Source organism: Micromonospora sp. WMMD737 (assembly GCF_049179055.1).
Lineage (GTDB): Bacteria > Actinomycetota > Actinomycetes > Mycobacteriales > Micromonosporaceae > Micromonospora > Micromonospora reichwaldensis.
Genome location: NZ_JBMHMH010000001.1, coordinates 2,073,561 through 2,099,442, shown reverse-complemented (window position 1 = coordinate 2,099,442; position 25,882 = coordinate 2,073,561). Strand labels below are relative to the sequence as shown.

21 protein-coding genes are annotated in these 25,882 nt (G+C 73.2%); 12 read left to right on the top strand and 9 right to left on the bottom strand.

Annotation, left to right across the window (positions count from 1 at the left end):
* Positions 1 to 115: 115 nt before the first annotated feature.
* The 5 genes from ACN27A_RS08175 to ACN27A_RS08155 form a co-directional block, all read right to left on the bottom strand.
* Positions 116 to 1,078, bottom strand: coding sequence for a hypothetical protein (locus ACN27A_RS08175; protein WP_421450977.1), 963 nt, complete (start codon positions 1,076 to 1,078; stop codon positions 116 to 118).
* Between the two features lie 53 nt (positions 1,079 to 1,131).
* Positions 1,132 to 1,959 carry a peptidoglycan-binding domain-containing protein gene (locus tag ACN27A_RS08170; RefSeq protein WP_421450974.1) on the bottom strand — a complete coding sequence of 276 codons (828 nt, stop codon included), beginning with the start codon at positions 1,957 to 1,959 and terminating at the stop codon, positions 1,132 to 1,134.
* Positions 1,960 to 2,610: 651 nt separating this feature from the next.
* Positions 2,611 to 2,907, bottom strand: a complete 297-nt coding sequence (locus tag ACN27A_RS08165; protein WP_421450972.1) for a hypothetical protein — start codon at positions 2,905 to 2,907, stop codon at positions 2,611 to 2,613.
* Positions 2,908 to 3,097: 190 nt separating this feature from the next.
* Positions 3,098 to 6,229, bottom strand: a complete 3,132-nt coding sequence (locus ACN27A_RS08160) for a patatin-like protein (protein ID WP_421450969.1) — start codon at positions 6,227 to 6,229, stop codon at positions 3,098 to 3,100.
* Between the two features lie 220 nt (positions 6,230 to 6,449).
* The gene (locus ACN27A_RS08155; RefSeq protein WP_421450967.1) at positions 6,450 to 7,673 is read right to left on the bottom strand and encodes an MFS transporter; all 1,224 of its coding nucleotides are present in this window, start codon (positions 7,671 to 7,673) and stop codon (positions 6,450 to 6,452) included.
* A gap of 148 nt (positions 7,674 to 7,821) precedes the next feature.
* On the opposite strand from ACN27A_RS08155, the gene ACN27A_RS08150 reads away from it, so the two are divergent.
* The 3 genes from ACN27A_RS08150 to ACN27A_RS08140 all read left to right on the top strand — a co-directional run bounded on the left by ACN27A_RS08150 (position 7,822) and on the right by ACN27A_RS08140 (position 12,801).
* Positions 7,822 to 11,103, top strand: coding sequence for a BTAD domain-containing putative transcriptional regulator (locus ACN27A_RS08150; protein WP_421450965.1), 3,282 nt, complete (start codon positions 7,822 to 7,824; stop codon positions 11,101 to 11,103).
* Positions 11,104 to 11,152: 49 nt separating this feature from the next.
* Positions 11,153 to 11,794, top strand: coding sequence for an NAD(P)H:quinone oxidoreductase (wrbA, locus tag ACN27A_RS08145; RefSeq protein ID WP_421450962.1), 642 nt, complete (start codon positions 11,153 to 11,155; stop codon positions 11,792 to 11,794).
* Between the two features lie 110 nt (positions 11,795 to 11,904).
* Complete coding sequence (locus tag ACN27A_RS08140) at positions 11,905 to 12,801, top strand: NAD(P)-dependent oxidoreductase (RefSeq protein ID WP_421450960.1); 897 nt, start codon at positions 11,905 to 11,907, stop codon at positions 12,799 to 12,801.
* 165 nt (positions 12,802 to 12,966) lie between these two features.
* On the opposite strand, the gene ACN27A_RS08135 is transcribed toward ACN27A_RS08140, so the two are convergent.
* Positions 12,967 to 13,800 (bottom strand): SGNH/GDSL hydrolase family protein, encoded by an 834-nt coding sequence (locus tag ACN27A_RS08135; protein ID WP_421450958.1) that lies wholly within the window; start codon positions 13,798 to 13,800, stop codon positions 12,967 to 12,969.
* A gap of 536 nt (positions 13,801 to 14,336) precedes the next feature.
* Here ACN27A_RS08135 and ACN27A_RS08130 point away from each other — a divergent pair.
* Complete coding sequence (locus tag ACN27A_RS08130) at positions 14,337 to 15,389, top strand: S1 family peptidase (RefSeq protein WP_421450956.1); 1,053 nt, start codon at positions 14,337 to 14,339, stop codon at positions 15,387 to 15,389.
* 82 nt (positions 15,390 to 15,471) lie between these two features.
* On the opposite strand, the gene ACN27A_RS08125 is transcribed toward ACN27A_RS08130, so the two are convergent.
* On the bottom strand, positions 15,472 to 16,422 hold the full coding sequence (locus ACN27A_RS08125; RefSeq protein WP_421450953.1) for an acyltransferase domain-containing protein: 951 nt from the start codon (positions 16,420 to 16,422) through the stop codon (positions 15,472 to 15,474).
* Between the two features lie 248 nt (positions 16,423 to 16,670).
* Here ACN27A_RS08125 and ACN27A_RS08120 point away from each other — a divergent pair, with 248 nt between their 5' ends.
* From ACN27A_RS08120 to ACN27A_RS08095, 6 genes are all read left to right on the top strand, one after another.
* Positions 16,671 to 17,324, top strand: a complete 654-nt coding sequence (locus ACN27A_RS08120) for a hypothetical protein (RefSeq protein WP_421450952.1) — start codon at positions 16,671 to 16,673, stop codon at positions 17,322 to 17,324.
* Between the two features lie 6 nt (positions 17,325 to 17,330).
* Positions 17,331 to 17,921 carry a MauE/DoxX family redox-associated membrane protein gene (locus ACN27A_RS08115; RefSeq protein WP_421450949.1) on the top strand — a complete coding sequence of 197 codons (591 nt, stop codon included), beginning with the start codon at positions 17,331 to 17,333 and terminating at the stop codon, positions 17,919 to 17,921.
* Entirely contained in the window at positions 17,918 to 18,463 is a 546-nt protein-coding gene (locus tag ACN27A_RS08110; protein ID WP_421450948.1) for a hypothetical protein, read from the top strand. The genes ACN27A_RS08115 and ACN27A_RS08110 overlap by 4 nt, the downstream gene beginning before the upstream one ends.
* Positions 18,460 to 19,395, top strand: a complete 936-nt coding sequence (locus ACN27A_RS08105) for a peptidoglycan-binding domain-containing protein (protein WP_421450945.1) — start codon at positions 18,460 to 18,462, stop codon at positions 19,393 to 19,395. Before ACN27A_RS08110 ends, ACN27A_RS08105 begins: the two co-directional genes overlap by 4 nt.
* The gene (locus ACN27A_RS08100; RefSeq protein ID WP_311412517.1) at positions 19,392 to 19,565 is read left to right on the top strand and encodes a hypothetical protein; all 174 of its coding nucleotides are present in this window, start codon (positions 19,392 to 19,394) and stop codon (positions 19,563 to 19,565) included. The genes ACN27A_RS08105 and ACN27A_RS08100 overlap by 4 nt, the downstream gene beginning before the upstream one ends.
* Before the next feature lie 81 nt (positions 19,566 to 19,646).
* Positions 19,647 to 20,150 carry a hypothetical protein gene (locus tag ACN27A_RS08095; protein WP_421450942.1) on the top strand — a complete coding sequence of 168 codons (504 nt, stop codon included), beginning with the start codon at positions 19,647 to 19,649 and terminating at the stop codon, positions 20,148 to 20,150.
* 120 nt (positions 20,151 to 20,270) lie between these two features.
* Here the strand turns inward: ACN27A_RS08095 and ACN27A_RS08090 are convergent, their stop codons facing one another.
* Positions 20,271 to 23,141: a BTAD domain-containing putative transcriptional regulator gene (locus ACN27A_RS08090; protein WP_421450941.1), complete on the bottom strand. Its 2,871-nt coding sequence runs from the start codon at positions 23,139 to 23,141 to the stop codon at positions 20,271 to 20,273.
* Positions 23,142 to 23,299: 158 nt separating this feature from the next.
* Between ACN27A_RS08090 and ACN27A_RS08085 the strand changes: the two genes are divergently transcribed.
* Together ACN27A_RS08085 and ACN27A_RS08080 are read left to right on the top strand one after the other, a co-directional pair.
* Positions 23,300 to 23,713 (top strand): peptidase inhibitor family I36 protein, encoded by a 414-nt coding sequence (locus ACN27A_RS08085; RefSeq protein WP_421450939.1) that lies wholly within the window; start codon positions 23,300 to 23,302, stop codon positions 23,711 to 23,713.
* A complete protein-coding gene (locus ACN27A_RS08080; protein WP_421450936.1) occupies positions 23,704 to 24,654 on the top strand; it encodes a hypothetical protein in 951 nt (316 codons plus the stop codon). The genes ACN27A_RS08085 and ACN27A_RS08080 overlap by 10 nt, the downstream gene beginning before the upstream one ends.
* A gap of 158 nt (positions 24,655 to 24,812) precedes the next feature.
* Here the strand turns inward: ACN27A_RS08080 and ACN27A_RS08075 are convergent, their stop codons facing one another.
* Entirely contained in the window at positions 24,813 to 25,640 is an 828-nt protein-coding gene (locus ACN27A_RS08075; RefSeq protein WP_421450933.1) for an SDR family oxidoreductase, read from the bottom strand.
* Positions 25,641 to 25,882: the final 242 nt, after the last annotated feature.

The following is a 25,882-nucleotide window of genomic DNA, read 5'->3' as shown; positions in this document are numbered from 1 at the left end:
GCGGACGCGCGGCAGTCGGGTGTGCAGCGCGTCGCTGCGCACCACGCTGGGGCGGCGAGGGCACGGGCGCGGGACGACGCCACGCCCGTGCTGTCGGCCTCGCCGCCCCGCGCGGTCAGTAGTTGACGTACGCGGTGACGGCGCGGTGGTCGGAGTACGCCCCGCCGGTCATGGACTCGGTGACGGTCGCGACGTTGCTGAAGCCGTTGCCGCTCTTGACCAGTAGGAAGTCGATTCGCCGGCTGTTCAGCGTGTCGTGGGCCGAGGAGCAGTTGCGGCTGCCGCACTTCTCGGCGATCGGGTCGCGGTAGCCGTAGCTCTTGCCGTCTTCCCACCAGCCCTCCGTGTCGGGCTCGGTGTTGGCGTCGCCCGCGACGATCTTGAGGTCGCCGCCGAGGCGTCCCATCGCCTCGTCGGCCTCCTTGATGTTCTCGTCCGCGCACGTGGGGCCGTGCCAGGTGTTGGTGGGCCAGTGGATGGAGGCTACCGAGACGTCCTGGTTGGCGACCCTGTCGTGCAGCCGGATGCCGATGTTGTGGACCCGGTCCTGGCTGCTTCTGGTGGGTTCGAGGTTGCGGCATCCGCCGGTGCCCGCGTCGTAGTCCTCGGGGGCGTCGGAGCGCCAGCGGGTGGCGGCTTCGTAGGTGAACCGGTCGGAGCGGTAGATGACCGCGTTGGTCTGCTGGTTCTTCAGCTTGCCGCAGGTGCTGGTGTAGCCCATCGAGCCCGGGTTGGCGATCGCGATCTGTCCGGCGTAGGTGCCGGGCAACTCGTCGGAGAGGCGCCTGGTCAGGGTGTCGAGCTGCGCCTGGTTCGAGACCTGCTGCACCGTGAAGATGTCCGGGCTCAGCGGCCGGCCCTTGAGGTAGGTGATCAGGCGGTCCCAGATGTGGCCGTCGGCGCAGGAGCTTGGCAGCCAGTTCTCGATGTTGTTGTTGTAGACCACCAGATAGCTCGGCGAGGTGTTCACGGCGGCCTGGGCGGCGGTGGCGCCCGTGAGGCCGACCGCCGCGGTCTTGAGGACCGTGGTGAGCACAGCGACGGCGCCGCGTACGAGGCGGTTGTTACGGATGGACAACTTTCCTCCTGATCTTGCCAACGATCGTCACAAGCCTCAACCCTCTGACCCTGTCAGAGGGTCCGCTGGTATTCCTCCCAGGTGCGCTTGGGGCTGACCGCGGGACCGTCGTCGGTGCCGCGGTTCGCCAGGCCGTTGCGGCCGAGGTAGTAGTCGCCGGCCTGGTTCTGCGCGCCTGCCGACTGGTCGGTGTCGGCGAGTGCGATGGCGTGGATGTGGTAGCCCCAGTCCCCCTGGCTCGGGGTGCGCAGCCAGGCGGCGAAGCCCACTGTGCGAAGCCGGCGCAGCACGTCCGTCCGGGTGGCCGAGGAGAGACCGCTGACCGACAGGTCGAGGGCACCACCGCCGTCATGGGTGCCCGCGGACGCCCCTACGCCGGTGTTGTAGGACCCCTGCGTGATGCTGAGCTGGCGCCCGAGCAGACGTTCGGCCTCGAGCAGCATCGCCCTGGTCCGGGTGTTGACCTGGAAGCCGCGCAGGGTCACGACGCTGCCGGGCGAGATCGCCTTGACCACTGTGTAGCGCCCCTCGCCCAGCAGCCGCAGCGACGACGGGCCGGGCAGGCCTGTCGCGTCGAGGCCGGTGTAGCCGAGGGACCGTTGGTACGCCGCGTACGCGGCGATCGTGCTGGTGCCGAAGTGCCCGTCCACGTAGGTGGCCGACAGATGTCCACTGGCCTGTAGGGCGCGCTCGACCAGCAGGACGCTGTCCTTGGCGCCTGTCGTGATGGCGCTGTCCGCCCGGCGCGGGTCGATCTGGGCGGCCTTGATGAGCGCCTCCATGTCGACCTGGGGCAGCGCGGCGGAGGCTGGGCGGGCCAGCGGCCCGGCGGCGGCCGCGGCGGCGCCGGCGGCGACGAGCAGGCTTCTTCTCGTGATCACGGTTTCTCCGTCGGTGGGTGGGGTGTGGCCGGTCGGCAGCGTGGGACGCCGGGGATGAACCGGCCCGTGCCGATCCGGTCCCAGATGGTGCTGATGCCGTACGTGTCGCCGAGGCCGGTCACCGCGTCGACCTGACCGCGATCACCCGCTCGGTCGCCCGACTATCAGGTACGACGGCGCCTTCGTCAAGATGCTCATCGATGGAGAGCCGGTCCGCGCTGCGTGCGGCGGTGGTGGCCGCCGAGCCGGTCCGCGGGCGGGAGGGTCGGACGACGCTGTCGAGCTGAGTCGTCTGTGACATCAGGCGTCGTCTGGGCCACTGCGCACCGGACGGCGGTGAGTCGCCTGCGACATCAGCTCGACAGCGTGGCACGTGCGGATCCTCCGCCGACGGACACCAGGGCGGAGCATTGGATTCGTCGCGAATCCGGATCTCGGTCGGAAGTGCCGGTTTGCGCCCACGGTCACTCGATCAACGTTCTGAGACGAGGCATCAGCCTCGGATGGCGGAGACGGCGGTGCGTGCCCCGGGAGGTTCCGGGCAGCGACCGCGGCGAACCCAGCCCGCACGGTGATCCCTGCGCCTGGCTGCCGACCGCAGCCGCATGGCGCCGGCCGGAGCCGGCGCCATGGTGGTGGAGCGGCTCCGGTCTACCAGTTGCAGTTGGCGGCCGGGATCCAGCCGTCCTGACCCGGCGCCTCGGCCCCGTGGCCGTAGTACCAGGTCTGGATGTCACTGCCGCCGTAGATCGAGTGGACGCGGAAGCCTCGCCCGGGGCTCAGGGTGCGCAAGGTGTTGCCCCAGGGCTGGTCGCGCAGCCAGGTGGCCTGGTTGGTCACGCAGATGTCACCCGGGCTGTCGCTGGCGGCGGCCGGCGCGGACACCACCGCCGATCCCGCGGTGACGACGGCCATGACCGCCAGCACGCGTACAACGTTACGCTTCATGCGTTTCCTCTCGATCGGGTGCCTTGCGAGGCATCGATTATGCCCAACGCCTCTGACATGACAGGTCGGGCATTCCGAGCAGTAGGTCCGGGCCCAGCCGATGCGTTGGTGGGCGGCTTCCCGGCTGCCGGAGGTGGTGCTGATGCGCCCCGGATGGGGCTGGTCGTCGGCCGCCGGTCCCGGCGCCGGCCTACCTGCGGGTGCGTCGGTCGGAACGCCGGGGCTGGGCGCGGGCGACCCACCAGCCGAGCAGGACGATGAGGAGCGTGACCCCGAGCTTGATCGACAGGCTCCAGATCAACGCCGTGCCGTTGCGGTACCAGTCCCACCAGAGGATTCCGCCCAGTGCGAGCAGCACGACGAGCGCCGCTACGACGAGGCGCACGCCGACCGGCCTGGTCCGGGGCGAGAGCAGGGCGGCGGCCGAGAACCCGGCCAGTAGCAGAAAAACCGCGAGCAGGGTCAGCGCGATCGGCACCGCGGGCACCAGCAGGGACACGGCCAGCAGCACGGCGCCGGCCGCGACGGCGATCTCCACTGCCCGCGTGCCCATCGCGCTGCGGCGGGTGAGCAGGGCCACCATCGCCCAGACGGCGAGTGCGTAGCCGCGGAAGGCGGAGAGCACCACGGCCAACGGCCTGGTGCGCGCCGTGTCGCCGGCGACGTTGGCGAGGACGGTGGCGGTGTGCGACGTGGTTCGGGCGAAGGTGTCGCTGCCGATGTCACCATCGATGCGTTCGCCGCCGATCTGGGCTGCCTCGTTCCACAGCCGCCACAGATCCTGGGCCGGCATCTCCCGACCGGCCTTCCGGTCGGCGGCGTCGAAGGACGCCAGCCAGGCGGTGCTCGTCCTGGCCCGATCGGTGCCCTCGGCGCGTACGGCGGCGGCGAGGCCGGGCAGGTCCTCTCTGAGCACCGAGGTCTGGATCGGTCGGGCGATGGCTCTGGTGCAGGCGCTCAACGATCGGGCGTCCGGGTTGCCGAGGATCTGCTGCGCCTCGCGTTCGCACGCCGCGCGGTCCCGCGCCCACTGGTCGGCCAGCCACCCGCGGTCCGGCGATCCGTCGGGAACGGCGCACCGCTCGAACGCCTCCATCAGCCGGTCCACCGCCGCAGCCTGGGTCGGCCGGGGTCCGGCGCAGGTCGCTGACCCGGGGGCCAGCAGACACTGCCGTAGTCGCTCCGGTGCCAGCAGGATCCGGATGAGCTGCTCGACGGCGTCCATGCGGCCGTGCAGCCAGTCGTTGAGGCGCCACGAGCCGCGGTAGAAGGCGCCGAAATGGTGCAGCTGGATGCCGGTCAGCAGATCCGGGTGCAGCGAGGAGACCTTGGCGAGTTCCACCTCCTGCTCCGGGTCCTGACTGGCGCTGGTGAAGGCGAGCTGTACGACGTCGAGCCGCAACATGTTCCGCAGGACGGTCTCGTCGGCGGGCCGCACCGGGACGAGGAACCGGTGGAGTGCGGTGAGCCGCTCCGTCCACTCGCCATCCGGATCGAGCACGTCGTTGCCTGCCTCGCTGACCGTCCGCAGGGCGGGGGCGACCTCGCGAAGGCTCCGGGCCAGTTCGAGGGCCTGCCGGTGAAGCCGGGCCCGGCGCACGCCGTCACCGGGTACGGGCAGGGCGTCCCACGCCGCCAACGCTGTGGTGAGCCAGCGTTCGAGCTCGGGCAGGTTGTCGGCCGTCCGGTTCAGCGAGCCGCGGCGCCTGGGCATCGGATCGATGCCGTACTGCGCCGGTCCCGTCGGTGCCGTTGACCAGTAGCGGTTGAGGTCGGTGCGGTCTGCGTGGATCTCCTCCAGGGTGGCGGCCGTCTGTTCGCGGCAGCGCACGATCCTCGTTCGCTCCGGCGTACCGAGGTGAGCCAGCCACACCGATCGTTTGAGCAGGTCGACGGTCATGTCCGCCAGGCGCTGGACGGTGGTCTGCCCCCAGTCCCAGCCGGCTCCGGTTCTCCCGAGCGCTTCCGCGAGGGGGCCCTCGGGGACGAACGACAGCCGTTGCCGCCGAAGCGCGGCGAGCAGTTCGTGCCCGCTCCACTGCTCGGCGGGCCGGCCGCGCTGCCCCACCGCCAGCAGGGGAGCGATCGTGGTGGCGGCGTTCTCGACGCGCACCTCCAGGTACGCCGGCCACGCCCCCTCAGAAAGCTGCTCGGCGACACCGATCATCGCCGTCGCGAACCGGTCCCGGGCCCGGCGGCGCATCCGCACGGTGGTGTTGCGGCTGCGGATCTCGGTGAGTTCCCGGGAGACGGAGTCGGTGGCCCGCAGTCGGGTGAGGACTCCGAGCAGCACCTCGCGGGCCGACGGGAGCGGCTCCGCCGGGCCGGCGGCGTCCGCGTGCGGGGCGGCCGGCGAGTCGGCCGCGGGGGAGGGGCAGAGCTGCTCGCCCGGATCCGGGGCGACGTACGCGAGGACCCGGCGCACCTGGAAGCCGGCGGTCTGCCGGTACACGGCCTCCAGGGCCGGGCGGATCGGCTTGTTGAGCAGCACTCCGCCGTCCACCACGTGCTGCGCGTCGCGGAAGTTCGATCGGCCCGCCGCGGACTCCCACCGCAGGTCGCTGCCGGGATCTCCGGGGCGCACCCGCACGAAGTGCGGCTCGAACGCGCCCGGGAAGGACGACGTGCACCGCGCGGCGGCGGCCAACTCGTCGAGCACGGCATCGGCGGCGAGGTCCCCACTGACCGGTCGGCCGTCACGGTAGCCGGCCCGGAGGTCGGCGAACCGGAAGGTGGCGTCGTGATCGGTCTCGGTGATCCCGACACCCAGGTCGTCGGTGAACGTCGTGGACCTGCCCTGCCAGAGCGTCCCGGTCAGCACCAGCTCGATAGGCACCCGTTCATCGTCGGTCCGGCCCGACGGCGCTCCGGTGGTCGAGACGACCTTCTCCAGCGCGTCCCGCACCTTTGGGAGGAAGTAGTCGTCCCCCTTCAGCAAGGATCGTGGACGGCGCGTCAACGGGTCGCGCAACAACCGGTCCAGGCTGCCGTGCTCGTGCCACAGGTCCCGCATGACGGACAGGTCCCCGCCCCTGGCCAGGCCCAGCGCGAGGAAGGCGCCGTTGAGACCGCCCGCCGAGGTGCCCGAGATGACGTCGACGCGAACGTCCGCCCGGAGCAGATCCAGCAGCGACGCGTACGGCGACTCCGGGTCCGTGCGTGCCGCGGCCAGGCGGGAGACCTCGAGGGTGACGCCGCTGATCCACACCGCCAGGCTGACTCCACCAGTCATCACCACGGCAAGGCGGATGTCCTGCCGGTCGGCCTCGTCGCTGGAGTACGCCGGCCGCGGCGGCTCCCGGTCCTCGCCTGTCTGCGCCACTGCTACCCGGCGGTGCGGGCAGGCGGAGGCATGATCGCTCGGGTGGATCGTCCGTACATATCCGACATGTTAGGTCGGGCCGGCCGTTCCGCAAAGCAGGTCCGGCGGTCCGGGCGGGTGCCGAGGGGCGGTGACGGCTGCCCGGACCCCCGCTACCGTCGCTGCCGCGACGGACCCCTGCCGAGACTGGCGGCGACGGCGCGGAAAGGCACGCGGGTGCTCAGGCAGCGGGGTGCGCGAGCGTCACGGCGATCGCCGGTCCGAACGCGACGCTGAGCAGGTACGCGAGATTGAACAGGCCCAGGGCCTCGGCCCGACGCGAGGCGGGCACGACGCCGGTCGCTCGCAGGGCGAGTACGCCCTGGCCGGTCGCGGCGGCCAGCGAGCCGAGCGTCATCGCCGCGAGCAGCAGCGGTACGGCGGTGGTGACCGCCGCCAGCAGCGGCGTGGCGGCGCCGGTGACGAGCAGCGCGGCGGCCGCGACGCGGTGGGGCACCCGCACGGACGCCGCGACGAGGAACCCGGAGCAGAAGCCGCCGAGCAGGTACGGCGCCAACAGCACGATCCCGCTGCGGGTGCCGTCCCATCCCGCGTGCTCCCGCAGCAGGTCCGGCGCGGCGTAGAGCAGGGCGAAGTTCACCACCCCCAGCGCGAAAGCCGACGCGCACGCCGCGAGGAACCGGCCGTTGCGTGCTACCGCGGCGGGCAGGAAACCGTCCGGACGGAACCTGATCCAGCCCACCAGCGCGAGCAGCAGCGCGACGGTGGCCGTGCCGGCCACCAGCGGTCGGTGCGGAATGAGGACGGCCGCGGTGACCAGCATGGACAACAGCACCATGCCGAGGGGGTCGAACGACGCCGGCGCCGCCTCCGGCGAGGTGGTGCCGCGGCGAGCCGCGGGCACGGCGAGCACCGCCAGCAGCGGCAACGCCAGCGCCGCCTGCCACGAGGAGATGTCGGCGACGAGCGCGCCGGTCAGCGGGCCGGTGGCCCCGACGACCGCCAGCGACGCGGTGACCACCCCCATCTGCCGGGCCGAGTCGGCCAGCTTCATCGCCGTCACGGTGAGGCCGGCGGACCCTAGTGCCTGTACCGCCGCGCCGGCCACCAACGCCGGCACGCTCGGCACCAGCACGAGCAGGAGCGTCCCCGCGCCCAGCAGCACGGTCGAGACGGTCAGGACCGCCCGTACGCCGCAGCGGGCCAGCAGCGCCGCCAACAGCGGCGTCCCCAACGCGATTCCCCAGCCGAAGGCCGTCACGCCGGCGGCTGCGGCCTGTTCGTCGGTACGCGTCGCGCGCGCCACGTCGTCGAGGAGCAGGGCCGGTGCGGCGATCCCGTACGACAGCGGGCCGGCCAGCAGGGCGAGCCAGGGTGTGGCTACCCGCCCTGGTGCGAACGGTCGGTGACCGTGAGCGGCCCGGGGCTCTTGCAGACGATCCATCTCATTCCTCCGGTGTCGGCTCGGATCAGCCTGCCCGGGGTCGCTCACCACCGGCTGACGGCCGGCTGACGTACGCGTCGGCGCCGCGAACCGGTGGGCGACCGACGGCCGACGGACGTTCGTGGGGCGCGACCGTCGACTGGCTAGTGTGAAAGTCGTGATGTTCGGGGTGCTGGGCGGGATCGCGGTCTGGACGTCGGACGGCAGGCCCGTCACCGTGCCCGGCCTGAAGGTTCGTGCTCTCCTGGCTGACCTGCTGGTGCACGAGGGACGCCCGGTCTCCGCCGACCGGCTGATCGAGGATCTCTGGGGTGACGAGGCGCCGGGCAAGGCGCTCGGAGCACTCCAGACCAAGGTGTCGCAGTTGCGCCGCGCGCTGGAGACGGGCGAGGCGGGTGGCCGTGCACTGGTCGAGTCCGGCGATGCCGGCTACCGGCTGCGGGCGTCGCCGGAGTCGGTCGACGCCGGTCGCTTCGCCGCGCTGGTGGCGCGTTCGCGCGCGCAGCGGGAGCCGGCGGGGCGGGCGGCGACGCTGACGGAAGCCCTGTCGCTGTGGCGCGGTTCCCCGTACGCCGACTTCCGGGACGAGCGGTTCGTGCGCCAGGCGGCCGAGCGGCTCGACGAACAGCGCCTGGCCGCTTTGGAGGACCTGGCCGAGGCCCGGCTCGATCTCGGCGAGCACCACCTGCTCGCCGGTGAGCTGGCCGACCTGGTCGCACGCCATCCGTGGCGTGAGCGGCTACGGGCCGCGCACCTGCGCGCCCTGTACGGCTCGGGACGGCAGCGTGAAGCCCTGTCCGCGTACGAGCAGTTCCGTCGGCAGGTGCGCGACGAACTCGGCATCGATCCCGGCCAGGAGTTGGCCGAGCTGCATCGGGCGATCCTGCGCCAGGACCCCGCCCTGCGGCCGCCGGCACCGCCGTCGACTCCGGCCCGGACCAACCTGCCGGCCCCTGTGTCACCCGGTCCGTACGGCGGACTGATCGGGCGTGAGACGGCCGTCGAGGCGGTGCGGGAGCGGCTCACGAACGAGCGACTGGTGACCCTGACCGGGATGGGCGGGGTGGGGAAGAGCAGGTTGGCGCTCGAGGCCGCCCGGGTGCTGGCCGACACGTTTCCCGCCGGGGTGTGGCTCGTCGAGCTGGCCGGCCAGCCGCCCTGCGGCGGCCAGGCGACCTGCACCGAGATCGTCGAGGTGGTGGCGGCGACCCTGGAGATCCGGGACGACAGCCCGCCCGGCCTGCCCGGTGAGCGACCACGCGAGCCGATGGACCGGCTGATCGCCGCGCTGCGGGACCGGCGGATGCTGCTGCTGCTCGACAACTGCGAACACGTGGTGGCGCCGATCGCCGAACTGACCGAGAGCCTGCTCGGCGCCGCGGCCGACCTGCGCATCCTGGCGACGAGCCGCGAACCGCTCGGGATCCCCGGCGAGGTGGTCCTTCCGGTGCCGCCGCTGACCCTGCCGGAGCCCGGAGCCACGGCGGAGCAGATCGCCGACGCCCCGGCGGTCCGGCTCTTCGCCGCCCGCGCCCGCGCCACCGAGCCGGGGTTCACCGTCGACGCGCGGAACACGGACACGATCGCCACCATCTGCCGGCGCCTCGACGGCGTACCGCTGGCGCTGGAACTGGCCGCGTCCCGGCTGCCCGTTCTCGACCCGGGCGAGTTGGCAGCGCGGCTCGACGACCGCTTCCGGCTGCTGTCCTCCGGCCGGCGCACCGCGCCCGCGCGTCAGCAGGGGCTGCGCGCCATGATCGACTGGAGTTGGGAGTTGCTGTCGCCTCCCGAACGGGCGGTGCTGCGCCGGCTGGCGGTCTTCGCCGACGGCGCCACCCTGGCCGCCGCCGAGCAGGTGTGCCCGGGCGGGCAGGTGGCGTCGGACGAGGTCCTCGACGTGCTGGCACGCCTGATCGACCGCTCGCTGGTCATGGTGCGGCACGGGGAGAGCCCGCGACGCTACCGGCTGCCGGAGACGGTGGCCGCGTACGGTCTCGAACAGCTCGACAGCGCCGGCGAACTGCGCGCGACCCGCCGCCGTCACGCCGCGTGCTTCGCGCGTCTCGCCGAGCAGGCCGCCCGGCGGCTACGTGGTCGGGAGCAGAGTGGCGCCCTGCGTGCGCTCGACGCCGAGAACGCGAACCTCCGGGCGGCACTCGACGTCGCCGCCACCGACGGTCAGGCCCGCGTGGGCTTGGCGCTCGCCACCTCGTTGTGCTGGTACCGGCTGCTGCGGGGCCGGTTCGGGGAGATGAGCCGGTCCCTGCGGACGGCGTTGGACATCATTCCGGGCAGCGCGGACGACGCCGCACCGGACACCCTGCGGCGCCATGCGGACATGTGGCTGACCGCCCTCGCCACCCGCGACGGTGACCCGACCGCCCCCCGGCAGCGGATCCTGGAGCGCTACCGGGACGCCGGCCGGCCGGAGAAGGCGTTCGCGCAGTGGTTGTTCGCCTCCATGATGCTCGGCTCCGGAGATCCGGGGGAGGCCGCCGACCTCGTCGACGCGGCGCTGGCGGCGTTCCGCGCCGACGGGGACCAGTGGGGCATCGCCGCCGCCTGCGCCACCCGGGCGGACCTCGCGCTCGTACACCGCAGCGACCTGCCCGCCGCGCAGCGTGACTGCGAGACCAGCCGGTCGCTGTTCGGGCAGCTGGGCGACCGCTGGGGACAGGTGCATCCGACGAGCCTGCTGGGGTCCCTGGCCGAGATCCGCGGCGACTACGACCTGGCCGCCGCGCACTACCGGGAGGCGCTGCGCACCGCCGAGCACCTGCGGCTGTGGACGTCGGTGTCGCGGCAGCTGGCCTGCATCGGCCGGCTCGCCCTGTTGCGCGGCGACCTCGACGAGGCCGCCGCCAGTCACGACCGCGCGCTACAGGTCGCGCGGGAACAGTCGAGCCGCTCCGCCGCCGCCTTCGCCGGCACGGGCCTGGCGATGATCGCGCGACGGCGGAGCGACCTCGACGCCGCCGAGGCCCAGCAGCACGACCTGCTCGACTGGAACCGGCACGCCGGCTATCTGCCGGGCTGCGCGCTCGCGCTGGCCGAGTTGGGGTTCATCGCGGAGCACCGGGGCGACGCCGTCCGCGCCGAGCGCCGCCACCGTGAGTCGCTCGACGCGGCGCGCGCCGCCGGAGACCACCGGGCGGTCGCCCTGGCCCTCGAAGGGCTGGCCGGGGCCATGAGCCTCGGCGGTGACCCGCGCCGTGCCGCGCGGCTGCTCGGCGCGGCCCGCGCGCTGCGCGAGGCCGCCGGAGCGCCGCTGCCCCCCGGCGAACGGCACGACGTCCAGCGCGTGACCGGCCGCCTCCGGGAGGCGCTCGGCGGCGGGGAACTCGCTGCCGAGATGAGCCGTGGCGCGCAGCTTGACCTCGACGACGCGACGCTCAACGGCCTCGGTCAGGCGACGGTCAGCGGACGGTAAGCCTGCCCGGCACGGTTGACCGAGAACCGAGCCGAGCCAGGAGGCAACCGTGCAGACCGACGCCAGGATCGCCGTCATCTACTACTCCGCCACCGGCACCGTGCACCGGCTCGCGCAGGCGTTCGTCGACGGAGCGGCCGACGCCGGCGCGGAGGTCCGCCTGCGTCGGGTGGCCGAGTTGGCGCCGGAGCAGGTCGTCGATGCCAGACCGCAGTGGCGGGCCCATCTCGACGCCACCGCCGATGTCCCGCTCGCCACCCTGGACGACCTCCGGTGGGCCGACGGGTACGCCTTCGGCACGCCGACCCGGTTCGGGAACGTCTGCTCCCAGTTGCGCCAGTTCCTCGACACCACGAGCGCCCCCTGGCAGGCGGAGGAACTGGCCGACAAGCCGGCGACCGGCTTCACCGCCACCTACGAGGAGCACGGGGGGCAGGAGGCGACCCTGCTCAGCCTCTACCAGACCTTCCACCACTGGGGAGCGGTCATCCTGCCCACCGGCTACCTGAACTACGACACCGCGCACGCCGCCGGCGGAAACCCGTACGGCGTCAGCCTCGTGGAGAGCCGCGCCGGCCGGGATCCCGGGTACGCCCGGGCCGTCCTCGAGACGGCCCGCTTCCAGGGCGCGCGCCTCACCCGCATGGCAGCCGCCGTCGCCACCGTCCGCGCGGAGCGCCAGCCCGGCTAGCCGCCCGCGACGGGAGCAGTACGGCGTGCGGGACGAGACCGTGCGTGGCGACGAAGGGCTCGCGTCACCTGACGCGCCACCACCACCTGAGTGTGAGACGAGAGGAAAACATGCCGACAACGCCCACCGCCGATCCGACCAACCGGGCCAGCCAGGTCACCGTGCTCGGCCTCGGTGACATGGGATCGGCGATCGCCAGGACGTTCCTCGACCGCGGACACCGTACAACGGTCTGGAACCGGACCGCGAGCAAGGCCCTGCCGCTGGTCGACGCCGGCGCCACGGCCGCCGCGACCGCCGCGGAGGCGGCGGCCGCGAGCCCGCTCGTCGTGGTGTGTCTGCTCGACGGCGCAGCGGTCGACGAGGTGCTCGGCTCCGTGGACGCCGCGGTCGCGGGCAAGGTCCTGGTGAACCTGACGAGCGGCTCGCCTCAGCAGGCACGGGCCAACGACCGCTGGGCGAGAGCGCGCGGTGCCGAGTACCTCGACGGCAAGATCATGGGAGATCCGCCCTACGTCGGTACGCCGCACGTCATGTTCCCGTTCAGCGGTTCCCGCACCGCCTTCGAGGCGCACGGGCCGACGCTGCGGGAGTTGGGCACGGTCGTCTACCACGGGGAGGAGGCCGGCTCGGCCGCCGTGGAGTTCGTGGCGCAGGTCGCGATGGGCTACGAGATCCTCATCGGGTTCCTGCACACGCTCAGGCTGGTGCAGGCCGAAGGGGTCGACGTGGCGGAGTTCGCGGAGCGTGCCGCCGACAACGTGGCCGCGCTGGCACCGCTGTTGACCTCGATCGGCAAGGCGGCCAGGGCCGGCGACCACCCACCGGATCTCGGCCCGCTCGACGTCCAGGCCGCGCTGATGGACGACCTGATCAGCCACCGGGAATCCATCGGCGTGGAGGCCGTGCGGATGCGCGAGGTCAAGGGCCTGATGGACCGCCGGATCGCTGACGGCTTCGGCGCTCAGGGGTTCTCGAGCCTGTTCGAGCTGGTGGCGAAGCCCTGACGGCGGCTGCCCAGGGCCCGGGGGAGACGCCACAGCCCGCGCGGCGTCGTTCCACGTGGGGCGTGCGTCCAGGGGCTGGGTGGGGGCATCCGGACGCCGGGACGGGGTGAGGTCTCCGGTAGGGGGCTGTTCGGGGGGAACAGGCCCGAACCGGAGACCTCGCGGCTACGCCTTGGCGCCGGCCTTCTTGGCGGTGGCGGACTGGCCGACCGCCTGGGTGAACACCGGGAGGTAACCGAGGGACTGCCCGGTCGCCATCGGGTGGTACGAGTTCGACAGGTTCAGGATGTCGACGGCGTGGATCCACTTGTTGCCGCTGCAGATCTGGTGTCCGACGAAGATGCCGCGTACGTCGGCGAAGGTGAACCCGGCGCGGGCCGCGGCGGCGGCGATCAGGCTGTCGGCCAGGTTGATGCCCTCGTTGACCTTCGCGCGGGCCGCCTCGCCGATGCCGAGGCAGACCGTGCCGAGCTGGTAGAAGACCGGGTAGCTCAGCACCACGACCTTCGCGTTCGGGGCCTTGCTGCGGATCGCGGCGTAGGCCCGGTCGAGCAGGCCGGGGAGGTTCGCCCGGGCCTGCACCTGGGCCGCGTCCACCGCGGCGATGCAGGCGCTGGAGCCCTGGAGGGCGCAGGTGCTCATGATGGTGCCGAACCCGGCGTCGTTGCCGCCGATGGTGATGCTGACCAGGGTGGTCTGTGCGCTGAGCGCGGCGACCTGGGAGTTGATCACGTCGGTCGTCTTCGCGCCGCCGCAGGCCACCGACTTGTAGGAGGCCGGCGCGTTGGCCGCCGCCCAGAGGGCGGAGAACGCCTTGGTGCTGCGCTTGCAGGAGCCGCTCTCCGTGGTGTAGCTGCCGGCGCCGACACCTGAGGCGTACGAGTCGCCGAGCGCCACGTAGTGGTGGCCGGCGGCCTGCGCCGGGGTGGCCAGCCCCAGTACCGCGAGTGTCGCGGAGAGGACGCCTGCGAGCAGGCTCAGCGTTCGGGATCTGGTCATGTACCCCTCCAAGGTCCACCGGTTGGTGAACGATTAATAGCACTACATCGATGTTTAGGGATAGGTGCAGATCGACTCGATGTGGCGATCGGGTGGAATTGAGGGGGGGCTCGGCGCGGGGCCGGGCCCACCCCTGCCCAGGACGCCGGATCCGGTGACCTGGCCGTCGATGTTGCGGGGGCGTCGACGTGTGCGGTGCCGGCCGAGCCGCCGGCCGCCACGGGTTTTTTCGATGTTGTGGCCGTGTCCCGCCATCCGGTCGTGGCGGGTGAAGGGAGCCGGCCAATGGATCGCGAGCCGGGCTTGCTGACCTGCCAAGTCGCGGCGAATAGCGACTAATCGCCGCAGGCGCCACTCGTCGGGCTCTCCGGACCCAAGGTGTGAGAAACGGCCGAGTCAGGCCAACCGTCACTCTTGCAATCAATGTGAATTCCATGAATAGATCGAACGCCTCCGGTCGGGTGAGCCTCACCAACCGATCGGGTGCCCGGGGCTACCTGACAGGCAGCCCGTGCTCAGCTCCATGGAGGTACCACATGCGACACTCCGGGTCATCGCTGCGCCGCGTCACCGCACTCTCGGTGGCCGGCGCGCTGGTCGTCGGCACGTTGACCAGCAGTCCCGCTCAGGCAGCACCCGCGACGCCCGCTTCCCCCGACCAGGCCACCGCGCTCGCCGCCGCACTCGGCGACCGCTCCGGCGGGGCGTACGCCGGGGCCGACGGCGCCATGGTCGTCACCGTGACCGACGACGCCGCTGCCCGCAAGGTCCGCGCGGCCGGCGCGACCCCGAAGCTCGTCGCCCGAGGTGCGAAGGACCTCGCCCGGGCCACCGCCGCGCTGGACAGCGCCGCGCGGGTGCCCGGCACCGCCTGGTGGACCGACCCGGCGACCAACCAGGTCGTGGTCTCCGTCGACAGCACGGTGACCGGCGCGAAGCTGGACCGCGTCGAGGCCGTCGCGGAGCGGCTCGGCGGTACCGTCCGCATCCAGCGGGAGGCCGGCACGCTCAGCACCCGGGCCGCCGGTGGCGAGGCCATCTACGCCGAGGGCGGCGGCCGCTGCTCGCTCGGCTTCAACGTCCGCAGCGGCGACACCCACTACTTCCTCACCGCCGGGCACTGCACCGACATCACCGCCAACTGGTACGCCGACTCCGGACAGGGCAGTCTGCTCGGCACCGGCGGCACCGGCAGCTTCCCCGGCAACGACTACGGCATCGTGCAGCACACCGACCCGGCCGCCGCCGACGGCAGCGTCTACCTCTACGACGGCACCACCCGCGACATCACCGGCGCGGCCGACGCCTTCGTCGGGCAGTCGGTGCAGCGCTCCGGCAGCACCACCGGCCTGCACGGCGGCGCGGTCGAGGCGACCAACGCCACGGTGAACTACGCCGAGGGCAGCGTCAGCGGGCTGATCCGCACCACGGTCTGCGCGGAGCCGGGCGACAGCGGCGGCGCGCTCTTCAGCGGCAGTACCGCCCTGGGTTTGACCTCCGGTGGCAGCGGCAACTGCTCCTCCGGCGGAACCACCTACTTCCAGCCGGTCACCGAGGCGCTGAGCGTCTACGGGGTGGAGATCGTCTGACAGTCGCGACAGCAGCGGGGCCGCCGGACACCGGCGGCCCCGCTCCTGTTCCCGGGCCGCCGTGTCGGGCCGACGGGTGTGGCTAGAACGGGAAGCGGCCGCGGCGCCACCGCCAGTGGCGGCCGGCCTTCAGGTGGTCGACGACCGCGCGCTGGAGCACGGTGCGGCGCGGCAGCTCGTCGAGCGGCGTGGTCAGGGTGCGGAACACGAACCGCAGCACCTCGACGTCGGCGTCCAGCCCCTCCGGATCCGGCTCCTCGTGGGGCTCCAGCTCGAATCGCCGCTGGAACCGGGCGATGTGGGAGTCCTCGGGCAGGTACTCCAGCAGCTGCGGATCCAGCAGCCACGAGCCGCAGGAGAACGCCGTGTGGCGCTCGTCGGGGAAGTGGCGCGGGAAGAACGCCCGGGCCTCGTCGAGCGACGCCGTGACCGACTCCGGGGTCAGCGGCCCCGACTCGGGGATGTGCAGGGCGATGCTGGTGTCGCCGCGCTGGTGTTGCAGCCGGCCCAGCTCGTAGAGGCCGCCGCGGGCGTGCAGCGTCAGCCAGCTCTGCATGACCGGCCAGCCCTCGCGGCGCATCCGCCGGTCGATCGCGAGGTTGCGGCCCAGGTCCGCGAGGGTCGCCCACGACACGGCGTCGGCGATGCCGTGCTCGCGGTGGTATCCCCTGACGACGTCGACCAGGGCCAGGTACGCGTACACGTAGAGATGCCGCCAGGCGGGGCCCCGCTCGCGCGGCAGCGCCGGACCGGGCGGCAGCCAGCCGTGGCCCCCGAGATCGGCGCGGACCAGGGCGATCGACCGGTCGAGCAGCCAGCGCAGCTCCGGAGTCCACAGCGGAGAGTCGGGGTCGGGCCAGCCCGCCATGATCTCGGCGGCGTCGTCCGGCCGCACCGCGAGCCGGTCGAGGAGGGCGGGCGCGTCGGCTCTGGCGGGCAGCGGCGCCGACGGCCGGTCGCCGGCGAGCCGGTGCAGGCGGTCGATGTCCTCGACGGGTACGCCGAGTCGGGCGGCGGTGTCGGCCAGATCCACGCGGACGACCCTACCGGCCGGTCGGCGTCCTCCCCGGCCCGTGCCGCTCGGGGCCGGGCGGGCGCGCGTCCGCAGTGCCCGCGCGCCGGGCCGGGACTGTCACCACCCGGTGACAGCAATCGACCTTGTCATATATTTACAGATCCGTATACCGTGCCGTTGGTAAGTTCCGGACCCGGACGAAGGGCGGGCGCATGGCAGCCAGTGGGGCGCCGGTGACGCATCGGGCGATCGACCAGGGTCGGTTCATGCTCGATGGCTCACTCGACCTCAGCGCACCGTTCACCTCGGTGGCCGACGTGACGATCGGCGGCCGACTGCACGAGTTCACGGCCGGCGCGGTCGGGCTCGCGGACGACGTGGCCCGGACGCTCGGCGTCGAGACGTTCGACGAGGAACTCACCTACCAGGGCGGCACGCTGGCGACCGCGCGCATCCGGTCCTACGACCCGCAGATCCAGCTGGCCGAGGAGCGGCTCGTGGCGGTCTGGCGGGGAAGACGGCACTGCTTCTTCACCGAGATGTACGGCGCGTCGACCACCGATCTGCTCGGGGCGTTGCGGACCCTGCGCGTCGAGGAGCACGACGACGGGCTGGCCCTTCGCCCGGCCTCGAAGACCGGCGCCCAGTTCGCCGAACCCGCCACCGTCCTCAAGGAGATCCCCGGGCTCGGCCTGCTGGAGATCGCACCGCTGACCAAGCAGCGTGCCGGACAGTTGCCCTCCTGGCGCGGCCTGCAGACGCGGGCGGGCGAGCTCTTCCGGGACGTCCTGCCCGACGGGCAGCCCTACTTCGTACTGGCGGCGGCGGACGCCTGGCTCAGCCTGGTGCCGTTCGGCGACACGGCCGTGGAGCAGGTGCCCACCCTGGTCGACCGGCTCCGCGTCCGGACGGTCCGGTAGGTCGGGATGTCCGGGCTGCTGGCCGGCGTGGCCACGTACACCGTCCTGTTCACCCTGCTCGTCAGCACCGCCGAGCACCTGTCACGGCCGGCGGCGCTCGCCCGGGCCCTGGCCGCGCACCGGGTGCTTCCGGCTCCGGTCGTGGTCGCCGTCGTCGCCATCGCCGGTGAGGGACTGCTCGCCGGCGCCGGGATCGCGGCGCTGCTCCACCCCGCCGGCGAGCGCCTGCTCGTCGCCGTCCTCGTCGGCAGCGGCGCGCTACTCGCCCTCTACGCCGGCTACGGCCTGTACGTGCGCTCGACCGGGCGCGCCGGGTCGTGCGGATGCTCCCGGGTGGAACTGCCGATGACCGGTTGGGTGGTGGCACGGGCGGCGATCCTCGCCGGGCTGGCACTGCTCGCGCTGGCGCTGTCCGGCTCGATCGTCGCGCCGGACCGGGCCGACGCCGCCCTCGCCGTCGTGCTGCTCGCCTCCGCCACGTTCACCACGCTGCTGTGGCACCTGCCCGCCGCGATGTACGAGCCGGCGACGGCGACAGCCGGGCGGCCCACGACCCGCCGGTCCATCGGCACGACAGAGGGAGGCATTGCCGGATGAGCTTCCAGACCAGCGCACTGATCCTGAGCTGGATCGCGATCCTCCTGCTGGCCTTCACGGTCTCGGGCCTGGTACGCCAGGTGCACGCGCTGTCGAGCGGGGCGGTCCAGCGCCGTCCCGAGTCGGTCGGCCTGCGGCCCGGCGCACCGGCCCCCGGATTCGCCCGGCTGGCGCCGGCGGCCCCGACTGTTCCGCTGGTGCTGCTCTTCCTGGAGCCCGACTGCGGGACGTGCACCGAGGTGCTGGCCGAGGCGGGCGAGCACGCCCGTCCCGGCCTGGAGTTCCGGGTCCTCTACCGGGAGGAACCCCCGGCGCGGGCGGCGGAGCTGCCGATCACCGTGCTCGGCGGGCAGGCGGAACTGTTCGAGCGGTACGACGCCCTCGCCACGCCGTTCGCCACCGTCGTCGACGCGGCCGGGCGGGTGCTCCGCGCCGAGCCGATCGGCTCCCGGGCGGCACTGCACCGCCTGCTCGACGAAGTCGACAGCCCACCCGGCGACCCCGCACCGGCGGTCGCCACGAATCAGGGAGATCGGGCATGACCGGTATCGACACGGTGCCCTGGTTGCGCGGGGACGACCCGGGGACCGGCGCCGCCGTCCGGCGGGTGCCGGTGCAGCCGGGCGGCCGCAGGCGCGCGGGCTGGGCGCTGTCGCGACGCACCCTGCTCCGGGCGGGCACCGCGGTGGGGATGGCCGCGCTCAGCGTGTTCCCGGCGGCCCGCCGCGCGTACGCCGACGGCTACACGATCTATGCCGGGTGCCCGACGTACGCCAGCGACCACAACTGCTCACCGGGGTGCGGCCCGAGCACGATCTTCGCGGATTCCTGCAACACCAGCGGGACGTACGCCGGATTCCACAAGAACGACGGCGTCACCTGGATCCTGCGGCCGAACCAGTGCTACGGCGGCACCTACGACGGCTGGCTGTGGGCGTACAACGGGGCGTGCGGCGCCTGCGCCTGCTCGGTCGAACGCCGGTGCCACGACGGGTACAAGAAGACCAGCTCGGGCTGGGTGAAGTCGATCTGCCGCTGGAACACCAAGTGCGGATGCCTGGGCACGGCCAGCTGGCCAACCACCCGGCGGAGCAACACCGGGGTGAACGTCTACACCGTGCAGCACCTGCTGACCGCCCGCGGGCACGCGACCGAGATCGACGGGATCTTCGGCGGCGACACGGAGGCGAAGGTGAAGAGCTTCCAGGCGGCGGCCGGCCTCGGGGCCACCGGTGTCGTCGACGCGACCACCTGGCCGAAGCTCGTGAGCACGGTCCGCTCCGGGAACACCGGCCACGCCGTCAGCGCGGTGCAGCGTCAGCTGAACAGGCGCGGCTACGCGCTGGTGGTCGACGGGTCCTTCGGCCCGGCGACGGACAGCGCGGCGCGCGACTTCCAGCGGCAGAACGGGCTCACGGTCGACGGGATCGTCGGGGTGAACTCCTGGCGGACGCTGACCGGCGCCGCCGTATGACCCGGACACTGCCAGGGCACGCCCGGGCGGCACTACGCCGGGCGGGCGACCCTCTCGTACCCCTGCTGCTGCTCGCCGTCGGTGCGCTCGCCGCCGCCGCGTACGGGCACGTGCTCACCTGGGCGATGATCGGAGGGCTCGCGGGTTACACGCTCTCCGGCTCCGTTTGAACGCACAACAGCGCGCACGCGCTGGCCTCGCCCGGGTGGCGGGATCGAGATCGGCAGGGCGTCGTCCTCACCCTGTTCGTCGTGGGGTTGATCGCCGGCGGCCTGCTCAGCGGATCGGTGCTGGGGTTGCTCTCCGGCCTGTCCGCTCCCGTGCCCGTCCCGTGGCGGTACGCGGGCATCGTGGGGGTGGCGGTGCTGGGGCTGCTGCGCGAGGTGGGGCTGGTGCCGATCCGGCTGCCGCAGAACGCCCGGCAGGTGCCGCAGGACGTGCTCCAGCGCAGCCTGCGGCGGGGGGCGCTGCAGTTCGGCTTCGAGATGGGCACCGGGGTGCGCACCTATGTCTCGGCGAGTGCGCCGTACGTGCTGGCGGTCGCTCTGCTCCTCGGCGGCCAGCGCCTGCACGTCGCGATGCTCGCCGGGGTCGGATTCGGCGTCGGACGCGCGATGACCCCGCTGGCCCGCCGCGCCGCCGGCACCGGCGACAGATGGGACGCCGACCTGCGGGTACGGATCCGGACGATCACCGTCACGGCGGGCGTCGTGCTCGTGATCGCCCTCGGCCTGCTGGCCGTGCGGCAGTTCTGAACGCGCCCCGACGCCGTCCACCGCGACGGTCAGCCGCGACCGGCCGCGCACGTGTCCTGCCGGCCGGGGCCCGCGCGGACGTCGCCTCGACCCGGCCGGGGTGGCGCACCCGGCGGGGGATCACCGTCCCGCTGCGCCCTCGTCCGGCCACGTCCCCGACAGGTGCCTGGTGGCCGGCGTCGGCGGCTGCGTGAACTCGGGGACCGAGCGGAGTCGGGCGCGGACGAGGTCGATGTCGGGGTGACCGAGGTCGGACAGGACGCACAGGGCGTCGGCCCAGGCGGCGTTGGCCCGTCCCGGCTCGTCCGCGGCCAGCAGGGCGTCGCCGAGTCGGACGAGGGTCTCGGCCCGCAGGTACCGCTCGCCCGTGTGCTGGAAGAGTTGGAGGGCCTGCCGGTAGCACTCGATGGCCCTGCCGTGGTGCCCGAGGTGGTGGTGGGCGTAGCCGAGGCTGTCCCAGACGTTGGCCTGGCCGTGGCAGTCGCCGAGCCGGCCCATGAGCGTCAGGGCCTGGTGGCAGTAGACGAGGGTCTGGTGGTGGTTGCCGAGCAGCGCGTGGCTCCAGCCGAGCGCGTTGAGCGATTCCGCGTACCCGTCCGGGTGCCCGGCCCTGGCGTACAGCCCGAGCGCCCGCCGCAGGTGCGGTAGCGACTCGCGGTGCCGGCCGCGCTGATTGAGGATGAAGCCGAGGCCGCCGTGGACGCGCGCCTCCGCCACCGGGTCGCCGAGTTCCTCGCAGAGGGTGAGGGCCACCCGCAGGTGGGCGTGGGCCTCGTCGTGGCGACCCAGCCGGAAGTAGGCCCGTGCGAGGCCCCGGTGCAGGTGTGCCTGTCCGTCCTTGTCGCCGGCGTCCCGCGCCGCGCCCAGCGCGGTGTGCTGGACGGCCGCCTGGTCGTGCCAGTAGCCCTGCCGGCTGAAGAAGGTGTTGAGGATCCAGGCCAGCCGCCAGGCGTGGGCGGTGTGCCGGGTGGCGGCGGCCAGCTGGACGCTGGCGACCAGGGCGGAACGCTCGGCCACGAACCACGCCAGTGCCTCGGCGGCGGTGGCGAAGGCCGTGGGCGTGACGCCGGGACGAGGCGTGGCGAGCGTGAGCGGCTCCCGGTGGGGCTCCAGCATCCGGGCGGCGGCGTGTGCGGTGTGCAGGTAGTGGTCGAGGATCCGGTGCGTCGCGCCGTCACGCTCCGACCGGCCGTCGAGGCTGTCCGCCAGCTCGGCGGCGTAGGCGCGGAGCAGGTCGTGGGCGGCGTACCGGCCGGCGGTGTGCTCGGCGAGCAGGTGGTTGTCGGTCAGTTCGGTGAGCAGGGCCCGGGCCTGCCGCACCGGCACGCCGCTCATGCTCGCCGCGCTCGGCACGGTGATGTCGGTGCCGGGGTGCGACCCGATCAACCGGAAGGTCCGCGCGGCCTCGCCGCCGAGCGCCCGGTAGGAGCAGGAGAAGATGCTCCGCAGGTTGGTGGTCGGGTCGTTCGCGGCGAAGGCGTCGAGGCCGCCGCGTGCCTCACGCAGCTCGCCGGTCAGCACCGCCAGGGCGACGCCGGGCCGCATCACGGCGTGGGCGGCCACGACGGACAGCGCCAGGGGAAGCCGGGCGCACAGGTCGACGATCTCGTCGGCGGCCGCGGGCTCGGCCGACAGCCGGTGCCGCCCGAGCCGGCCGGCCAGCAGGCTCCGCGCCTCACCACGGTCCAGCAGCTCCAGCCGCAGCGGCGTGGCGCCCTCGGCGGCGACCAGACCGACCAGCGCGTCGCGGCTGGTCACCACCACCAGGCACGAGGCCGCCCCGGGCAGCAGCGGGCGGACCTGTCCGGCATTGCGGGCGTTGTCCAGCAGGACGAGCATCCGTCTGCCGGCCAGCAGCGTGCGGTACAACGCCGCCTGCGCCTCCGGCTGCGGTGGCATCCGGTCGGGGGTCACGCCCAGAGCGTCGAGGACATTGCGGACGGCCTCGGCGGGCGCCGTCGCCTCGCCCGTGGGCTCGAAGCCGCGCAGGTTCACGTACAGGTTCCCGTCGGGGAACCGCCCGGCGACGCGGTGCGCCCAGTGCACGACCAGTGCGGTCTTGCCGACCCCCGCAGTACCCGAGACGGTGACGATCGTGGACGCCGCGGCGGGCTGCCGCCCCGGCAGGTGCGCGTCGAGGCGGGCGAGGTGCTCCGCCCGACCCACGAATCCCGGGGTGTCGGGAGGCAGCTGGGCCGGCGTCGGATGCGCAAGGGCCACCGACGCCGGGTGCCGACCGTGTGGCGCGTCCAGGTCGTCGCGCAGGATCGCCTGGTGCAGCGTCCGCAGTTCGGGCCCCGGATCGACACCGAGTTCCTCGGCGAGCCGCCGGCGGACGACCGCGTACTGCACGAGGGCGTCGGCTCCCCGGCCCACCGCGTAGAGGGCGCGCATCAGCGCCGCGGTCACCGACTCCACGAGCGGATAGTCACCCACCAGTTCGGTGAGCCGACTGATCACCGGTTCCGGGTTCGCCACCCGCAACTCGGCGTACGCCCAGGTGACGACGGCCTCCGGGTAGTGCTGCCGCCAGCTCTCCCTGGTCCGCGCGGCCCAGGATCCCGACAGTCCCGCCAGCGGTTCGCCCCGCCACAGCGCGAGCGCCTCCCGCAGCAACGACGCCCGCCGGGCATCCGGGCACTCCGGCTCCTTGGCCTGGGCGAGCAGGCCGCGGAACCGGTGTACGTCCACCCGGTCGGCGGCGACCTCGAGCACGTATCCGCCCGGCCGCCACACCAGCGCGGGCGGCTCACCGACGTCCACGAGGTGCAGGGCCTGCCGGATCCGGGTGACGTGCGCGTGCAGCGACTGCCGCGCGCCCCGTGGCGGGCTGTCCCCCCACACCCGGTCCAACAGGGTCTGCGGCGTCACCGACCGTCCGGCGTCCACGAGCAGCGCCGCCAGCACGGCGCGCTGCCTCGGCTGCCCGGCCGGCAGTCGCCGGTCGTCCGCCCAGATCTCCACCGGCCCCAGTACGCGAAAGTCGGCCACCAATTCCCCCAAGAGCGGCATCACGATCGTCGCCCACCGGTCGCCCGCATAGATGCACAAGAATTTCACAAGCGGTCGACCCCACGCCACCGCCGACGCTCATGCGACAGATGTCGACCGCGTCCGGTCGACCGATCCGGGCAGAGAAGAGGAAGATCATGAAAAACGTGCTGCGGCGGTGCGCGGCGGCGGCGGCGGGATCCGTGCTGGCGCTGGTGTGCCTGGTGGAGCCCGCGTCCGCGGGGGACAGGTACGCCGGCTGCCCGTCGGGTTCCGTCTGCGTGTGGGCCGCCGCCGACTTCAACGACGGCCCGGGGAAGTGGCAGAACAACGAGGCCAACTACGGCAACTGGGGCCACGGCACCTGCCCGACGGGCACCTGGAGCAACTGCGTGTCGTCGGTGTTCAACAACGGGCAGAACTGCGCCGTCACCTTCCACGACGGCACCAACTACACCGGCGCCTTCTTCTACCGGCTGCCGCGCGGCAGCTACCTCGCCAACCTGGCCTACGACAGGTGGAGCGACGGGACCAGCCCCAACGACAAGATCAGCTCGCACAAGTGGTGCTGACGACTCGGCGCTCGACGTCCCGGATGCTCTCCGTGGCCGTCGGTCTCCTGGTGCTCGCCTGCGGGAGTGCCTGCACCCCGCAGGCGGGCACCACCGGCCGCCAGGAATCCGCGCTCGGCGTCGACGCGCTGGACCTGCTGACCGGCTCCGGTGGTCATCCCGCCCGCAGGCGGGTGCTGGAGCTGGCCGAGGAGAAGCTGGTCGAGCGGTGCATGGCCGCGCGTGGGCAGGTCTACTGGCCGGTCACCCCGCCACCGGTCGCCGGGTCCGACGAGGAGCGTGCGGTCGACCTGCCCCGGCGCCGCGCGGAGGGTTTCGGGCTGGCGGCGGCGTCGAGGCCCCCGAGGGCGGGTCCGAACGACCGGCAGCCGGCGTTCCAGCTCGCCCTGTTCGGCGACACCCGGCGGTACGAGAAGCTGGAGCTGCCCGACGGCAGCGTCCTGTCCTACCCGACGCTCGGGTGCGTGGCCGAGAGCCGGGCCGCCCTGTACGGCGACGCCCGGCGGTGGGCCCGCGTCGACGCCGTCCCCCAGGTTCTGGACAACACCCTCAGGGAGCAGGTCGGGAAGGCCCCGGAACTGGCACGGGCCCGCGCCCGGTGGCTCTCGTGCATGGCCGAAGCGGGCCACCCGTACCCCGACCCGGAGGCCGCGGCCGAGGACCTGTCGCGTGCGTACCGGCAGGACGGCGACTCCGCCTCCCTGCGCCGCCGGGAGATCGCCGTGGCCACCGCCGACGGCGAGTGCGCGCTGCGGGCCCGCGTGCCCGCGACGGAGCTCGCGCTACGTCGGGACGGGGCCCAGTCCCTGCCCGCCGTCCGGCGGCGCGAGCTGAACGACCTGGGCGCGGTGCACTGCGCCGCCTACCGGAGGGCGCAGCCCGTGGTCGGGGACCTGGCGCACGCCCAGCCGTGCCTGTCGAGCCCGGAGGGCGGTCAATAGCGCCCGGCACCGGCGAGCGGGTGAACGTCGCGTGGTGCCGGGCCGGCGCCGGGGTGCCGGCCCGGTGCGACGCGTCCCGTCGCGGCGAAGGAGCCCCACCCGTCGTCGCGGTCGGCCGCGTCCGCCGGCCGTCGGTGCCTGTCGGGCCCGGGCGAGGGTCACGCGAGGGTGTGATGACCCGCCTTGACGACCTGGTCGTACTCACTGCGCCGGGCGTCGTAGGCGGCCTCCAGGAACGTCTCCGAGTCCGGGCCCACCGGCAGCCGCAGCGGAGGCGACTCCAGCTGGCTGAGCCGCCAGACCACGTCGGCGAAGAGCTCGGGGGAGTTAACCTCGATCTTGGCGTTCATGCTGCGCAGCGCGCCGAGCAGGCCGTCGCTGACCGGCGTGTACTCCGGGATCCGCTGCTCCGGCATCACCAGGTTGTCGCTGTACCCGGTGGCGAAGCCGCCCGGCTGGAGGATGGTGACCTTCACCCCGAGGTGCCCGGCCTCGGCGGCCAGCGACTCGGCCGCTCCCTCCACCGCGAACTTGCTCGCCGTGTACGCGGCCAGCCCGGGGAAGGGAACCATGCCGGCGACCGAGCTGACGAAGACCGCGTGCCCGTGGCGCTGCGCCCGCCACAGCGGCAGCACGGCCCGGGTGAGCCGCCACGGCCCGAACACGTTGGTGTCGAACTGCGCGGCGAGTTCCGCGTCGGAGACCTCCTCGAAGGTGCCGAACTGGCCGTAGGCGGCGTTGTTGACCAGGACGTCGATCCCGCCGAAGGCGTCCACCGCCCACTCGACCGCCGCCACGCACTGGGCCGGATCCCGTACGTCCAGCGCGGCAGCCACCACGTTGCCCGGATGCCGGGCCGCCAACGCGCCGAGGGTCTCCGGTCGCCGGGCCGTCGCCAGCACCTGCTCGCCCTCGGCGGCGAGCCGGGCCGCGAGGGCCTGACCGAGTCCGCTCGAACACCCCGTGATCAACCAACGCTTCGCCATCGCTCTCGACCCGCCCAATCCGAAGGGTTACCCGTCGGGTGCAGAGTGTCAGAGCCGTCGCTGAGGGTGAAGGGGCGTGGGCTGTCGCCAACCGGATTCGTCGGGTACCCGGCGCACCTCCGGCCGCTGGCCGAGGGGGCGACGACCGGCTGGCCCGGCTCTCCCGGGGCGGTCGCCGCGACCTGTCCCTGCCGGATCTTGATGCTGGGGGCGGCCGGTATCCTGGATCGGGTACGGAGTGT

What these genes read in the sequence shown, in the direction of transcription:
- ACN27A_RS08165 (WP_421450972.1), bottom strand. Translation starts at nt 2,907, where the DNA reads ATGAAGCGTAACGTTGTACGCGTGCTGGCGGTCATGGCCGTCGTCACC.
- ACN27A_RS08155 (WP_421450967.1), bottom strand. Translation starts at nt 7,673, where the DNA reads ATGGATCGTCTGCAAGAGCCCCGGGCCGCTCACGGTCACCGACCGTTC.
- ACN27A_RS08140 (WP_421450960.1), top strand. Translation starts at nt 11,905, where the DNA reads ATGCCGACAACGCCCACCGCCGATCCGACCAACCGGGCCAGCCAGGTC.
- ACN27A_RS08135 (WP_421450958.1), bottom strand. Translation starts at nt 13,800, where the DNA reads ATGACCAGATCCCGAACGCTGAGCCTGCTCGCAGGCGTCCTCTCCGCG.
- ACN27A_RS08130 (WP_421450956.1), top strand. Translation starts at nt 14,337, where the DNA reads ATGCGACACTCCGGGTCATCGCTGCGCCGCGTCACCGCACTCTCGGTG.
- ACN27A_RS08120 (WP_421450952.1), top strand. Translation starts at nt 16,671, where the DNA reads ATGCTCGATGGCTCACTCGACCTCAGCGCACCGTTCACCTCGGTGGCC.
- ACN27A_RS08115 (WP_421450949.1), top strand. Translation starts at nt 17,331, where the DNA reads ATGTCCGGGCTGCTGGCCGGCGTGGCCACGTACACCGTCCTGTTCACC.
- ACN27A_RS08110 (WP_421450948.1), top strand. Translation starts at nt 17,918, where the DNA reads ATGAGCTTCCAGACCAGCGCACTGATCCTGAGCTGGATCGCGATCCTC.
- ACN27A_RS08105 (WP_421450945.1), top strand. Translation starts at nt 18,460, where the DNA reads ATGACCGGTATCGACACGGTGCCCTGGTTGCGCGGGGACGACCCGGGG.
- ACN27A_RS08100 (WP_311412517.1), top strand. Translation starts at nt 19,392, where the DNA reads ATGACCCGGACACTGCCAGGGCACGCCCGGGCGGCACTACGCCGGGCG.
- ACN27A_RS08085 (WP_421450939.1), top strand. Translation starts at nt 23,300, where the DNA reads ATGAAAAACGTGCTGCGGCGGTGCGCGGCGGCGGCGGCGGGATCCGTG.
- ACN27A_RS08075 (WP_421450933.1), bottom strand. Translation starts at nt 25,640, where the DNA reads ATGGCGAAGCGTTGGTTGATCACGGGGTGTTCGAGCGGACTCGGTCAG.